This is a genomic window from Pseudomonas sp. MS01C9 (assembly GCF_058202755.1).
The window spans coordinates 6,032,276-6,045,507 of the sequence record NZ_CM177073.1 but is presented as its reverse complement, the minus strand read 5'-3'; the positions used below and the strand labels follow the sequence as shown (position 1 = coordinate 6,045,507).

Annotated in this window: 11 protein-coding genes; 5 read left to right on the top strand and 6 right to left on the bottom strand. The window is 62.6% G+C overall.

Features of this window, described 5'->3' with window-relative positions; all coding sequences use genetic code 11:
• Nucleotides 1-62: 62 nt before the first annotated feature.
• The 3 genes from AC1M7R_RS26750 to AC1M7R_RS26740 all read left to right on the top strand — a co-directional run bounded on the left by AC1M7R_RS26750 (nucleotide 63) and on the right by AC1M7R_RS26740 (nucleotide 3,202).
• Nucleotides 63-1,067 carry a cupin-like domain-containing protein gene (locus tag AC1M7R_RS26750; RefSeq protein ID WP_123595894.1) on the top strand — a complete coding sequence of 335 codons (1,005 nt, stop codon included), beginning with the start codon at nucleotides 63-65 and terminating at the stop codon, nucleotides 1,065-1,067.
• Entirely contained in the window at nucleotides 1,064-2,434 is a 1,371-nt protein-coding gene (locus AC1M7R_RS26745; protein WP_083526402.1) for an MFS transporter, read from the top strand. The genes AC1M7R_RS26750 and AC1M7R_RS26745 overlap by 4 nt, the downstream gene beginning before the upstream one ends.
• A gap of 156 nt (nucleotides 2,435-2,590) precedes the next feature.
• Nucleotides 2,591-3,202 (top strand): aspartyl/asparaginyl beta-hydroxylase domain-containing protein, encoded by a 612-nt coding sequence (locus tag AC1M7R_RS26740; protein ID WP_072399261.1) that lies wholly within the window; start codon nucleotides 2,591-2,593, stop codon nucleotides 3,200-3,202.
• Nucleotides 3,203-3,460: 258 nt separating this feature from the next.
• Here AC1M7R_RS26740 and AC1M7R_RS26735 read toward each other — a convergent pair whose 3' ends face one another.
• From AC1M7R_RS26735 to syrB1, 6 genes are all read right to left on the bottom strand, one after another.
• The gene (locus AC1M7R_RS26735) at nucleotides 3,461-4,288 is read right to left on the bottom strand and encodes an AraC family transcriptional regulator (protein ID WP_123595895.1); all 828 of its coding nucleotides are present in this window, start codon (nucleotides 4,286-4,288) and stop codon (nucleotides 3,461-3,463) included.
• 8 nt (nucleotides 4,289-4,296) lie between these two features.
• Nucleotides 4,297-4,608: an AzlD domain-containing protein gene (locus tag AC1M7R_RS26730; RefSeq protein WP_072399263.1), complete on the bottom strand. Its 312-nt coding sequence runs from the start codon at nucleotides 4,606-4,608 to the stop codon at nucleotides 4,297-4,299.
• Nucleotides 4,605-5,303 (bottom strand): AzlC family ABC transporter permease, encoded by a 699-nt coding sequence (locus tag AC1M7R_RS26725; RefSeq protein ID WP_072399264.1) that lies wholly within the window; start codon nucleotides 5,301-5,303, stop codon nucleotides 4,605-4,607. Before AC1M7R_RS26725 ends, AC1M7R_RS26730 begins: the two co-directional genes overlap by 4 nt.
• A gap of 290 nt (nucleotides 5,304-5,593) precedes the next feature.
• Nucleotides 5,594-6,805: a syringomycin E biosynthesis aminoacyltransferase SyrC gene (syrC, locus tag AC1M7R_RS26720; protein ID WP_072399265.1), complete on the bottom strand. Its 1,212-nt coding sequence runs from the start codon at nucleotides 6,803-6,805 to the stop codon at nucleotides 5,594-5,596.
• A 59-nt stretch (nucleotides 6,806-6,864) separates the two neighbouring features.
• The gene (syrB2, locus tag AC1M7R_RS26715) at nucleotides 6,865-7,800 is read right to left on the bottom strand and encodes a syringomycin E biosynthesis L-threonyl-[L-threonyl-carrier protein] 4-chlorinase SyrB2 (protein ID WP_072399266.1); all 936 of its coding nucleotides are present in this window, start codon (nucleotides 7,798-7,800) and stop codon (nucleotides 6,865-6,867) included.
• Nucleotides 7,801-7,817: 17 nt separating this feature from the next.
• On the bottom strand, nucleotides 7,818-9,662 hold the full coding sequence (gene syrB1, locus AC1M7R_RS26710) for a syringomycin E biosynthesis L-threonine--[L-threonyl-carrier protein] ligase SyrB1 (protein ID WP_341966131.1): 1,845 nt from the start codon (nucleotides 9,660-9,662) through the stop codon (nucleotides 7,818-7,820).
• A 482-nt stretch (nucleotides 9,663-10,144) separates the two neighbouring features.
• Here syrB1 and AC1M7R_RS26705 point away from each other — a divergent pair, with 482 nt between their 5' ends.
• The gene (locus tag AC1M7R_RS26705; RefSeq protein ID WP_341966132.1) at nucleotides 10,145-11,203 is read left to right on the top strand and encodes a TauD/TfdA family dioxygenase; all 1,059 of its coding nucleotides are present in this window, start codon (nucleotides 10,145-10,147) and stop codon (nucleotides 11,201-11,203) included.
• A 34-nt stretch (nucleotides 11,204-11,237) separates the two neighbouring features.
• Nucleotides 11,238-12,935, top strand: a complete 1,698-nt coding sequence (locus tag AC1M7R_RS26700; RefSeq protein WP_072459703.1) for a cyclic peptide export ABC transporter — start codon at nucleotides 11,238-11,240, stop codon at nucleotides 12,933-12,935.
• The last annotated feature ends 297 nt before the right edge of the window (nucleotides 12,936-13,232 follow it).

Here is a 13,232-nt window from a genome sequence, read left to right as displayed (position 1 = left end):
TTGGGCGAGGTCGAGGGAGTCTGTTATACCAACGACCCTGAAAGCGCTTGCGAGGGTCTGAAATGCCATTGGTCGCCGAATCGGATCGCCCGGTCTCCAAGTTCTGGAGCCTGTCCCGTTTTCCCAATCACCCCCAGGCAGGAACGGTCGATGTGATCGATGCACTGGCGATTTCCAAAGCCGATTTCACCCGGCTCTATGTCAATCGCAACCGTCCCTGCCTGATCAGGAATGCCGTGCGCCACTGGCCGGCATTCGAAAAATGGAAGCGCCTGGACTATCTCAAGGCCCATTCACGAAACAGCCCGGTGGTGGTCCGTTCACAGATCGTTTCCGAGGTCATCGGTTGGTCCAATCCGGAGGTCAAGGCCGAGCTGACCGCATACGCCAATACGGTCTACCGGGAAATGCCGTTCCACCAGTTCCTCGAGGCCCTGGGCCAGGGTGACTCACCGTTGGTGGCCGACAGCTGCCGCTTCTCCGAAGGCTCGGCCATCGAGTCGATGAAGGCCGATGTCGGCGGCCTGCCGTTCATGCCGCAGTTGGGCAAGACCCGGGCCTATCCGCCCCATCGCAGCTTCCTGTATCGCAACTCCTATACCGATTGGCATTTCCATGTCACCGACGAAACCTTCATGGCCCAGGTGGTCGGGGCCAAGGAGGTCTTGCTGCTGCCACCGGACCAGACCAGTTGGCGGGCGTTGCGACCGGTGATCGAACAGGCCGGCTACCTGTACGACATTGACACCGGTCGCTTCCCCGGTACCCGCGACTTGCGTGCCTTGCGCGCGGTGGTGGAGCCGGGCGATGCCCTGTACATCCCGGTGTACTGGTGGCATGCGGTGCAGTCGATGGACGACGCCTTCGGCGCTACTGTCGCGGCGACGTTCCCGACGCCACTGCATGTCAGTGGCGACATCAGCTCGCCCATCGCCAGGCGAGTGTTGCGCACCTACCTGTTTTCCCGCTACGCGCCCCTGGTGTTCGGCGCGGTGGCGTATTCCCTGGCCTACCGGTTGCTGAACGGGCTGATCGGTGTCTTCACGCCGCGTGACGTGCGCACATGAGTCGCGTGGGCGAGCGCCGCGGATTCGATCTGGGCCGAGGCTTCTATTTCCTCTGGTGCGGCGAGTCACTGGCGGTGGTGGGCACGGCGCTGATGGAGTTCGCCCTGGGCGTCTGGGTGTACACCCATACCGGCTCGGCGGTGGCGTTCGCCAACGTGGTGCTGGCGGCCACGTTGCCGGCGGTGCTGTTCCTGCCCCTGGCCGGCGGGCTGGCTGACCGGATCAGTCACCGGGTCATCATTGTCTGTTGTGATGTGAGCCTGGCATTGCTGTTGTTGGGCGTCATGGCGTTGCTCTGGTTCGAACGCCTGGAACCTCTGCACCTGTACATCTTCAACTGCCTGGCTTCCATCGTCAGCGCCTTTCGCAAACCGGCGTACCAGGCCGCCGTCAGCACCATCGTCGCCCCGGAAAAATTCACCCGGGCCTCAGGGCTGATCAGTATCAGCAAGAACGCCTCGGCCCTGGTGGCGCCACTGGTGGCGGGGGCGATCATGGCGAAGGCCGGGCTGGTGACGATCCTCGCGGTGGACCTGCTGACGTTCTGCTCCGGCACGCTGCTGGTGATCAAGGCGTTCTCCCACGTCCGCGGCGCGTCGACCCATCCCGACGATGCGCCCAAGGACACGGTGTTCGCAGGGGCAGTGGGCAACGTCAGCGTGGCGCTCAGGTTCTTTGCCAGGGAGCGCCTGATGGCCGGCCTGCTGGTGTACACCATGATGCGCGGCGCGGTACTGGCGCTGGCGACGTTGATGATGACGCCGTTGCTGCTGTCCACCCTGGGCAGTCAGACCCTGGGGATGGCCTATACCTGGGCCGCCCTGGGCGGCCTGGCCGGGGCGGGGCTGCTGATTTCCATGGGCAATCCGCGACGCCTGATGGCGTTGGTGGCGGTGGCCGATCTGCTCCTGGCCGGCTGTGTCATCGCCCTGGGCGTGGTATCGCAAGCCGTCGCCTACTGCGCCTTGGCGTTCGTCGCGATCACCATGGCAAGCATCGCCGATGCCAGCGTCAACTCGTTGTGGATGCGCAGGATTCCCGCTGGCAACCGCGCCAGCGTGTTCGCGCTGATCAGCATGCTGACCATTGCCAGCACCAGCCTGGCCGTCATCGTCGGTGGCTTGCTGGTGGATCACTGGTTCCAGCCGGCGCTGCTGCCGGGCGGCCCGTATGCCGATTCCATCGGCCGTTGGCTCGGGGTCGGCCCCGGGCGAGGCGTGGGCCTGTTGTTCGTGGTGACCGGCGCGCTGTTTGCGCTCCTGCCTTTGAGCGTCCTGCTCTACGGCCCGATGCGTCGCCTGGACGAGACACCCACGCCCCAGGCCACCGCGCGGATGGCCGATGGTCCCCAGGTCGAGCCCCTGTAATGCCCGCCCCGGCTGCTGTACCGGATTCCCGTGACAGACAGGCCAGGCCCGCTGGGTCACCCTTTGCAGACGCTCCTGCCGTGCCCGCTTTCCGGGCGTGCGGGACTGTATCGCCACCGCCATCGGAATCGACAACCCTCATTGAAAGGAGCACCTATGCGCCCGTCGTTTTATGATTCCAGCCGTTTTCCGCACCTCAAGAACCTCGCCGATAACTGGGAAGTGATCCGCGAGGAATTCCTGGCCCTCGATGCGCCGACCCTGACCATCAACCGCGTGGGCAAATCGATCACCGAGATCGTCGATGAAGTGACCGCGCACATGGAAGCCGGCGGTGAATATGGCTGGCTCTGGGGCTGGGGGGACGACATGGATGTCATGCCGGAATGGACCCAATACGGCCTGGTCGCCTATGACACCCCGATCCCCTATGCCCGCGCGGCCATGCCCGGGACCATCGAGCTGTTGAGCAAGATCCCCGGCATCAAGCTCTGTGCATTGCTGCGCATGGAGCCCAACGTCTTCCTCGGCACCCACTCCCACACGGGCACCTGGGAAGAGGGCCTGCTGCACATGCAATTGACCATCGATGCGCCCACCACCCAGAACTATGCCTACCTCAACGTCAACGGCAGCTTCAACCAGAGCACCAACGGCAACCTGGTGATCTTCGACGGCTCCCTGGACCACTTCGCCGTCAATGCTTCTCGTGCTCACCGCACTGTGCTTTATCTTGAGTTCTATCGCGAGAAGCACATGGCGGCATGAGGTCCACCTGGTTGGGCGAGTGCAAGTCTGCTCGTGAAGATGAGTGTCGGTCGACGTCACCGCGAGCAGGCTTTCCCTTGAAGTGAGAACGTCGTCCCGGCATCACGATATCTACGTATCCGCACCTGGCTTCATATGAAACGTATCCCGTGCGATCGATGGGCATTGTGAACATCGACGACGAACTGCATGACCCCTGCGCCGGGCCGCCAGGCTGTTGCGTCTCATCAACGCGCAGGTCGCCACCGGCCTGCTGCATCACCTCACCATCGCAGACCGGTAAGCGCCTGGCCCTATGCCGAAAGCCTGTTTGAACTGCCTGGTGAGATGGCTTTGATCAGCAAAACCGAGCTCCGCGGCGACCCTTGATGGCGTAGTGCCTTGCTTCAACAACACTTGCGCACACGCCAGGCGCTTTTGCGTGACCCAGCTATGGGGAGGCAGGCCGGTTGCCTTGCGAAACACTCGGGCAAAGTGAAAAGGGGAGAGGCCGACGCTGGAGGCAAGCGCCTCAAGGGAAGGGGGGAGCGCCAAGTGCTCAAGCAGTATTTCCCTGGCTCTACGCACCGCTACAGGCTCGTTCCCTGGCGCAGCGACCGGGCCTAACCTGGCATGCCGCTGGAACAGCATCAGCGCCGCTTCCCTCCAGGCGGTTTGCTGCAGCAATGCTGAAGCCTCATGTTCTGCAAACAAATGAACGTTACTGAACGCACGTGCCACTTGTGAATCGGTCACGACGCTGCTGATAAAGCGAGGAGAGCCGTTGAAGCGTATTTCCAGCTCAGCCAGGACCTCGGCAAGCTGCGTCAACGTGGGGTAAAAACCTCGGTAGCGCCATCCTTCGTCATGGGCGGTAGCGCCGGTATGCACCTCGTCCGGATTGATCAAGACCACGGTACCGAGGGGGGCAACGTGTTCACTGCCTCGATGCCGAAACCGCTGCGCCCCCGACTCGATGACCGAGATGACAAAACTGTCGTGAACGTGAGGGGTAAAGCGTTGCTGGTAATATTGAGCGTGCAGCAATTCCACGCCACCCAGGCTTGAGGCTTGCCAGAAACGTGCGTTTTCAATCTTGCCGGCCACGGTTCACCTCAGAGCATTGACCTGAACAGGTAGAAACAGCCCATGCTGACCAGGACGCTCGTCAGCACCTGTCCCGTCCAGAGCATGAGAACCATGGTGCAGAACCCACCCAACAGATACGGATTCAAAACGCTCAGGCTCAGCGTTTGGCCTGGGAGGAAAATGATGGGGCCGCAGATGGCGGTCAGCATCCCCGGCACTGCGTAGGAAAGCAGATCCCGCGTGCCTTGGCTGAGTCTAAACGGTAAGCGCGGTTCCAGAAACAGGTAGCGGTTCAGGAAGACAATCGCACCCATCCCCACGATAACGGCAAGGATCATGGGCGTCCCTCCAGGAGCCGCTTGCACACGAAGCCCGCCGTCATGCCAGCCAACCCCGATACCACCAGCGCAGACTCCCAACGCCAATAACTGAGCAGCACCGAGCAGGCAAGGGATACGAGCACGCACACGACCGTCGGGATCGATTTCACCACAGGGGTGATCAACGCGATGAAGGTTGCAGCGATGGAAAATTCCAACCCGAGCGACTCAAGGTTCGCAATGCTCTTGCCCAGCAGGATCCCTGCCAGGGTGAACACATTCCAGGCCAGGTAAAAGCTGAGGCCGACGCCCAGCGCAAACCAGCGGCTGAATGTCTTTTGATCGTACTGGCTGTTCAGCGCGAAGAATTCGTCGGTCAAAAGAAAGCCCAGACCTAGTCTCCATCGCGAAGAAAGCGAGGACAGGGTGGCGCGCATGTGCAAACCGTAGAGCAGGTGCTGTGACGTCAGGAGAAAGGTCGTCACGAGAATCGAGGGCAGGCTGGCCCCTGTCTTGATCATGCCAATGGCCACGAGCTGGGCGGCGCCGGCGAAAACGAAGGCCGAGAAGCCTTGGCCTTCCAGAGGCGTCATCCGGGCATCGATCGCCAATGATCCAACCAGCAAGCCCCAGGGAGCGCAGGCCAGGGACAATGGAATCACAGCCATCGAGCCTTTCCAGAAAGCCTGGCAAGGCGAAAGGGTGGAACGCATGAGCGGTGCACTTCGGTTATGAACGGGGGTTCAGAATCCTGGATTGTGCGGCTGGCGTATTGAACGATATTGCTGTCTGGGGATATTGGCGGCTTGAGCACCGCCATCCTGCGCCAGGAGCTGACTGAAGCCATCATTATGGCTAAGTCTCGCAAAGACCTGTGCTTCGCCGAGATCGTTGAAGATGGCAAGAATCGAGCGTGTCAGCCCGTCTTGAGCAAGATGTGCCTGGTCAGCACAGGGCGCCAACCTCAAGAGTCGGCACTCTGTCCAGGTCTTGAATCCCAGCCTCAGACGGCCATCGATTCCAACGTCGACTCGAGGAATTTGAATGCGGTTTGTTTCGAACGCTGGGTCGATTCGAAGAACGCCAGGTGACTGCCGTTGCGCTCCACGTGCAGCAGGGCATCGCTGATGGATTCGGCAATACGCTGGGAACCACCGATGTGAGTGGTTTCGTCGGCATCGCCAGCCACCACCAGGGTCGGCACGCTGATGCGTTCCAGGCGTGGCGGCAGCTCGGTCTTGTTCAAGGCATCGTTGAGCCGCGCATAGCGATAGAACAGCTCTTCGTTGACGTAGGGATAGAGCGCGGCATGGGCGATGGAGTCCGGGATGGTCGCCAGTGTCGCCTGGTCGAGGAACAGCGCTTGCAGGTCACTGGCCTCGTTGCGGTCCACGGCGGCCGACTCCATCAGCCATTCGAAATTCTGCTGGTGGGCGGTACGCAGGCTGTTGTCGCCCAGGTTGTAGTCGCCATGCCACAGGCTCAGGGAGTTCACCCGGTCGCCGTGCAGGGCAGCGGCGCTCAGCGCGATCACCGCGCCGCCGCAGATGCCCATCAGGTGGGCATTGGACAGGCCGAAGTGATTCATCACATTGATCAGGTCGCCCACCTGGGCGTCGGTATCCACCGACAGTTGATCGAACGAAGTACAGGAACCGAACAACCCCCGGGTTTCCCAGGTGACCACGAAGAATCGCTCGCTGAGGGCATTGAACCAGTCGCGGCACAGGTCGAACGGCATGCCGCAGGGCAGTGCCAGGACGATCGCCGGGCGCTGGCGGTCGGCGCTGGAGTGCACCGACAGCGCGACGTTGTCCCGGGTGATCAGGTGTACTGTCTCTACCTCGGGCACTGCACCGCTGAAATCGAAGTGCCTGACCAGGCGCCCGAAACGCTTGACGCTTTCGAACTCGTCGAAATGGTCATAGGTGAATTCCAGGGCCTGGCAGATTTTCTTGCTGATGAACATCTCGAAGGACGACAGTTGCGCCTCGCCGTCATGCACGTATTGCACGGCCTTGACGCCGATCCGTGCGAAGGCGGCACTGACCGCCCGTTCCGTGGCCCTCACGCTGGGCGAGGCCTGCTCGGGAGGCAACCCGTCCCCCTGGGCCAGGAAGCTCAGGCAGATGGGGTCGGGCAAATGGATGGCAAGGTGCCTAAGCATCCTCACGGTCTCGCACAGGCGCGTCGCTGCGTCAGTGGAAATAGTCATGGATTGGGGACTCCTGTCAGGCACGTTGCGCATGCCACTGTCGTATGGCACAGAAAAAATCAGACCGCTTCGAACTTCTTGCCTCGGGTGGTGTGGGTGACAAGGCGGTTGTATTCCGGGGTCTTGTCCCCGATCACCTGGACCGCGCCGTACTTCTCGAGGCTGATGCGCCCACCGTATTCCTCGATGTGGTCGGAGTCCGGATAGATCTTCACGAAGGACGGCACGTAGCGCGACGCAAAGCCCATGCGCATGTCCTGGGACTCGCCGCTGTGGGGGTAGGACGCGTGCATCAGGGTCGACCAGAAAATGATGAACTGGCCGGCCTTCATCTGCATGGGCACCGCGGCCGACTCGTCGGGCTTCCAGTTCTCGTCGATCTGCAGCTGGCGATAGTCGTAGCCGAAGAATCCGCGGCGCACACCGTCCTTGACCACCGAGCTGTTGTTGGCGTCGGGATCGTAGGCCATGCGCTTGGTTTCGTCGTAGTTCATGCTGTTCTGGGTACCGGGGATGAACTGCAGGCAACCATTGGCGATGTTGGCGTCGGTGAATGCGGTCCAGACGGTGATGGTGCCACCGAAATCCTCGTTTTCCGGCCAGAGGATCTGCGGCTTGCCCGAGGCGTTGGCGAAGGTGTCGGCCTGGTGCCAGTCGGTGCCTTCGTCGCCCGGATACTTGGGAAAGAACTCGGTGCGCCAGCACAGCACATCCGGACCGAGGATGCTTTCGACGCGGTCGCAGATTTCCGGACGGCAGATGTGGCTGGCGAGGAAATCGTCGTCCAGGTGGCGGTCATAGTTGGCGATGTTGGTACCGGCGGAAATCGCATCCAGATCCTGGTAGGCCGCGGCGCTGCGGTCGAGCAAGCGCAGGCGTGTGCGCTTCCAGGTTTCTTTCATTTCTTCGGGCGAATAGGCGTCGAATGGTCCGATGAAGCCGTTCTTCTCGAAGGACGCGCGTTCTTCCGGGGTCAAGGCGAATTTCTTGCTCATGGGCTGTTCCTTTTCGGTCAATGGGCTTGGACAAGGGAGCGCTGGATGCAATCGGCCAATACCTTGGCGGTCGCACCGTTGGCCAGCACGCCAGGATCCAGGTTGACCTGGTAATGGGCCTTCAAGGTGCTCAGGGAGCGGATCAGGGCCAGGGAAGTGCCGCCGAAATCGAAGAAATCGTCGTTCAGGCCGATGTTCTTCAGGCCGATGTCCTGCGACCAGACCTTGAGCACGAACTGCTCTTGCTCGGTGAGGCCTTCACTGGTGTGGTGCACGGTGGCGGCGATGGATTCGGGTGCGGGCAGGCGTTGCCTGTCGATCTTGCCGTGGGCGGTCACCGGCAGTTCCGCCAGGGGGATGTAGGCGGAGGGGCGCATGTAGTCCGGCAGGCTGGCGGCCACCAGGGCGGCGACTTCGCTGCGCGTCTGTTCGTTCCAGGCCTGCACCCCCTGGGTCGGCACCACATAGGTGACCAGGCGCCAGTCGCCATCGCCGAAATCGTGACCGGCCACGTGGGCGGCGGCCACGGCCGGACTGCTTTGCAGGCAGGCTTCGACTTCCCCCGGCTCGATGCGGAAACCGCGGATCTTCAGTTGTTCGTCGCAACGGCCGGCATAGCGGTACTCGCCGTCATCGCCCAGTACCAGCAGGTCTCCGGTGCGATAGGCACGACCGGAACCACCGGGCAGTTGCACGAAGCGCTCGGCGTTGAGGGCCGGACGATTGAGATAACCCATCGCCACGCCGGCGCCTTCGATATACAGCTCTGCGGCCGTGCCCTGGGGAACGGGGTGCTGGTTGGCGTCGAGCAGGTTCAGGCGCCAGCCGTCCAGCGGGGCACCGATGGATACCATCGCGTTACTCTCCAGGTCCTGGGCCAGCACGCGCTTGAAGGTGGTGTGGACGGTGGCTTCGGTAATGCCGTACATATTGATCAGCGCGGGTTTCTGGTCACCATGGCGCTCCACCCAGGGACGCAGCACCGTGGCCGGCAGTGCCTCGCCACCGAACACCACGTAGCGCAGCGCCAACGGCGCGCCGGCCTGGCGGTCGGATTCATCGAGGCCGCGGAACGCCGACGGTGTCTGGCTCAGGACGGTCACGCCCTGGCCGGCCAGCCATTGGAGCATGGCCGCGGGCGAACGCGAGACATCGTAAGGCACCACGGCAACGTGACCACCGTGGGCCAGGGCACCCCAGATCTCCCAGACGGAAAAGTCGAAACCGATGGAGTGGAACATCGACCAGACGTCATGTTCGGTGAAGGCGTATTCGCGTTGTGTGCTTTCCAGCAGGCGGCTGACATTGCCATGGGCGACCAGCACCCCCTTGGGTTCGCCGGTGGAACCGGAGGTGTAGATGACGTAGGCCACCGCATTGTCGGGGTCACGACGTTCGGCCTCGGCAACCGGCTCCAGCGTCGGGCCGGCCAGCAGCTCGGCGAGCGGTAGCACGCGCAGGGAAGAGCTCTGCGGCAGGTCGGCGAGGTCGCCGATCAACAGGCTCATGCCACTGTCGCGCACGATGTGTTCGACGCGCTTGCCCGGGTACTGCGGGTCGACCGGGACGTAGGCGCCGCCGGCCTTGAGGATGCCCAGCAGGCTGATGACCAGGTCGACGCTACGCGCCAGGCACATCCCCACCAGCATGCCGTCCTTCACGCCTTCCTGGCGAAGACGGGCCGCCAGTTGCGACGAAGCCGCATCCAGTTGCGCGTAACTCAACGAGCGAGTGGCATCGGATACCGCCGTTCGCTCAGGGAATTCACGGGCCCGGGCGGCGAAGATTTCATGCAGCAATGCACCGGGCGTGAGGGGGGCTGGCGCGGGGTTGACCGATCCGCCAGTGTTCTTAATCGGCATGACTAACGCTCCTGTTAATTGCCAGGTGCAGCGTATTTGCGCAGTTGCGAAAACCGTTGCACTCGAGACGTCACTGCGGCCCACGGGATCGTTTGATATGCCTGTGCGAATCGCAGCTGGCGCATTTCAGCACCGACTCCGTGCCTGCGTCTGTCGCGGGAAATGGGGACAAATCGGTCAATGCCGATCCGAGGGCGGAAACAGCGACGAACCTGCAGGACGATGCGGACCGCGAGGGTGGGCAAGCTGGCTGGCGCAGGACGGCGTGGCACCTGCGGATCCGCCCAGGCACCTGGCCGCGTGGCCTGGGCAAGCGTACCGACCCAGGCGGTCGGTCCGGCGTGACGCGGTGTGCCGGGTCTGTCCCGGTTTGCGGTGCCAGACATCCCCGGCGATCAATGTTTTTATCCTTGCCCGACAGTGGGGCGTATTGGTTTTGCCCCCAAGACATGGATCCGCGGATCAGAAGTCAGGAGTGATGCATGAGTCTTCAAACTAACGCTGCGCCCGTCCTGGACGATGACGCGCCGGCCGACACGCTGGCCTGGCCCGGCCAGGACGACGGGGCGGTCAGGTTGTCGCTGCTCGCCGATGGCCTGAGCCTGCCAGTGGTGGTTGAACCCAACGACCCGGGCCTGGACCCGGCGCAGTGGGCCGGCCAGCATCGAGGGGCGATCGAGGCGCTGCTGTGTCGCCACGGCGCGGTGTTGTTTCGTGGCTTCGACCTGGCCTCGGTCCCGGCTTTCGAAGCCTTCGCCGAAGCCTTGTCCCCCGGCCTGCACGGCAGCTACGGCGACCTGCCGAAGAAAGAGGGCGGACGCAACGTCTATCGCTCCACGCCTTATCCCGAGCGGGAAATGATCCTGTACCACAACGAGAGCTCGCACCTGGAAAGCTGGCCGCGCAAGCAATGGTTCTATTGCGAGCAACCCTCTCGGGTCGGTGGCGCGACGCCGTTGGCCGACATCCGGCAGGTGCTGCAGCGGCTGCCCGAGCAGGTGGTGGCCCGTTTCGAACAGAAGGGATTGATGTACAGCCGTACCTTCACCGCCGGCGTCGAGCCCAGCTGGGAATCGTTCTTCGGCACCACCGACCGTGCCGCCGTCGAACAGCGTTGCCGCGAGCAGGGCACCGATTTCGAGTGGCTCGATGCCGACACCCTGCAGGTACGTACCTTTTGCCCGGCAGTCATCCGCCACCCGCTGACCGGCGAACCGGGGTTCTTCAACCAGGTGCAACTGCACCATCCGTTCTGCCTGGGCGAAGAAATGCGCGAGGACCTGCTGGACATGTTCGGCGCCGATCGCCTGCCACGCATGGTCAGCTATGGCGACGGAACACCCATCGAGGACGACGTCATGGCGCTGGTGGGGGAGGCCTATGAGGCTTGCGCCGTCCGGTTCGCCTGGCGCAAGGGCGATGTGGTCATGCTCGACAACATGCTGGCCGCCCACGCCCGGGACCCATACGAGGAGCCCCGCCTGATTGTCGTGGCCATGGGCGAGATGACCGCCAGGGGCGATGTCTGGCAACCGGCGTGAGCCAGCTCGCGAGCCCATTCGAGGATAGCAACCCATGAAAGACCAGAAAGAGAAGAAGACCAGGCCCGGTTCGGTCATGCGTCTGCTGTGGCGCAACCATCCCTGGCTGACGTTCTTCACCTTGATTTGCGGTGTCATCAGTGGGGTCGCGTCCATTGCGGTGGTGAGTGTGATCAACCAGGCGATCCATAACGACGGCAACCGCCTGCAGGCCTTGTACTGGTTCATCGGGCTCAGTGCCACGGCCCTGATCCTGCGCAACGGCGCCGCGTTGTTCCCGGCCTATGCCAGCATGCGGATCATGACCCGGTTGCGCATCGCGTTGTGCCGCAAGATCCTCGCCACGCCACTGGAAGAAGTGGACCGTCGTGGCCCGCCCAACGTGTTGACCATGTTGACCAACGATATCCCGCAGCTGAACACGACGCTGGTGGTCATGCCCACGGTACTGGTGGAAATGACGGTGTTCCTGTTCGGCATCGGTTACCTGGCTTACCTGTCGTGGGTGGTCCTGGCCTTGACGGTGTCGCTGATGGTCCTGGGCGTCGGGCTTTACCTGTTCTTCTTCGCCAGTGGCGTGCGCTCCACCAATCGGGTCCGGGACGAATTCACAGCGTTCAATGAATACACCCATGCCCTGGTGTTCGGTCTCAAGGAACTCAAGCTCAACGGTGTTCGCCGTCGCTGGTTCGGCCGTTCCGCCATCGAGGCATCGTCGACCCGGGTGGCGCGCTACAACTTCGTCGAGCGCGTGTGGTACACCGCGGCCGACAACGTGGGCCAGTTCACTTTGTCGTTGCTGATCGGTTGCCTGTTGTTCGCCGCGCCCTTGGTCAGCGCGGTGGACCCGAAGGTGATGACGGCCAGTGTGCTGGCGGTGCTCTACATCATGGGGCCGCTGTCGCTGCTGGTGGGGGCGATGCCGGTGCTGGCGGCGGGCCGGGTCGCCTGCACCCGGCTCGCGGAGTTCGGTTTCGCGATCAACGATCCGCATCCCGAACCCGTGGCCGTCGAGGCCCCGAAAGTGCATCTGCTGGAGCACAAGAAAACCTGGGACAGCATCGAGTTGAAAGGCGTGCGGATGCACTACCAGGATCCCCATGCCGGAAGCGGCTTCTCCCTTGGCCCCATCGACCTGACGGTGCAATCGGGTGAACTGATCTACATCGTCGGTGGCAACGGTTGCGGCAAGAGCACCCTGGCCAAGGTGCTGTGCGGGCTCTATATCCCGCAAAGCGGCGAGGTGCTGCTCGACGGTGTCACGATCACCGATGAAAGCCGCAGCGAATACCGGGACCTGTTTTCCGCAGTGTTTTCCGACTTCCATCTGTTCAACCGCCTGATCGGACCCGACGAGGAGGAAGGCAATCCGGAGTTGGCGAGCAAGTACCTGGAGACCCTCGGCCTGGCTGACAAGATCAAGATCGAGGGACTCGGTTATTCGACCCTCAAGGCCTTGTCCTATGGCCAGCAGAAACGCCTGGCCCTGGTATGTGCCTACATGGAGGACCGGCCGGTCTACGTGCTCGATGAATGGGCCGCCGACCAGGACCCACCGTTCAAGAAGTTCTTCTACGAGGAACTGCTGCCGGACCTCAAGCGCCGCGGCAAGACGGTCCTGATCATCACCCATGACGACCAGTATTTCCAACTGGCCGACCGGATCATCAAGCTGGCCGATGGGCACATCGTGTCGGACATCAACTGCGCCATTCGCGATAAGCGAGCCTGAATGAGCGTCCCGAGCCCATCGTCCGGCTTGCGATGTTGTCGCGACAGCACCTGCAAGACCCCGTGAAACCCGCCTGGCATCCAGCCCGCCCGACAGTCGCGAGTCCGCTGTCGGGTGGCGGCGCCATGCACCCACGATTCGCCCGTTAACCCGTACTGCGCGGCTGTTTGCGCGGACCTGCACCAACCCAGGCGTGCCTGTTGCGTTTGTCCGGGCAGCACTGACAAATTTCTGAGAAGGAACGTATGACATTTTTCTTTGCTGTGGACGTCGTTGTCGCAACCGGTTGCCGGTTCT

Excerpts from the sequence above, each read along its gene's own strand:
- syrB1 (WP_341966131.1), bottom strand. The coding sequence starts at position 9,662 with ATGCCGATTAAGAACACTGGCGGATCGGTCAACCCCGCGCCAGCCCCC.
- AC1M7R_RS26745 (WP_083526402.1), top strand. The coding sequence starts at position 1,064 with ATGAGTCGCGTGGGCGAGCGCCGCGGATTCGATCTGGGCCGAGGCTTC.
- AC1M7R_RS26705 (WP_341966132.1), top strand. The coding sequence starts at position 10,145 with ATGAGTCTTCAAACTAACGCTGCGCCCGTCCTGGACGATGACGCGCCG.
- AC1M7R_RS26725 (WP_072399264.1), bottom strand. The coding sequence starts at position 5,303 with ATGCGTTCCACCCTTTCGCCTTGCCAGGCTTTCTGGAAAGGCTCGATG.
- AC1M7R_RS26700 (WP_072459703.1), top strand. The coding sequence starts at position 11,238 with ATGAAAGACCAGAAAGAGAAGAAGACCAGGCCCGGTTCGGTCATGCGT.
- AC1M7R_RS26740 (WP_072399261.1), top strand. The coding sequence starts at position 2,591 with ATGCGCCCGTCGTTTTATGATTCCAGCCGTTTTCCGCACCTCAAGAAC.
- AC1M7R_RS26750 (WP_123595894.1), top strand. The coding sequence starts at position 63 with ATGCCATTGGTCGCCGAATCGGATCGCCCGGTCTCCAAGTTCTGGAGC.
- syrC (WP_072399265.1), bottom strand. The coding sequence starts at position 6,805 with ATGACTATTTCCACTGACGCAGCGACGCGCCTGTGCGAGACCGTGAGG.
- AC1M7R_RS26730 (WP_072399263.1), bottom strand. The coding sequence starts at position 4,608 with ATGATCCTTGCCGTTATCGTGGGGATGGGTGCGATTGTCTTCCTGAAC.
- syrB2 (WP_072399266.1), bottom strand. The coding sequence starts at position 7,800 with ATGAGCAAGAAATTCGCCTTGACCCCGGAAGAACGCGCGTCCTTCGAG.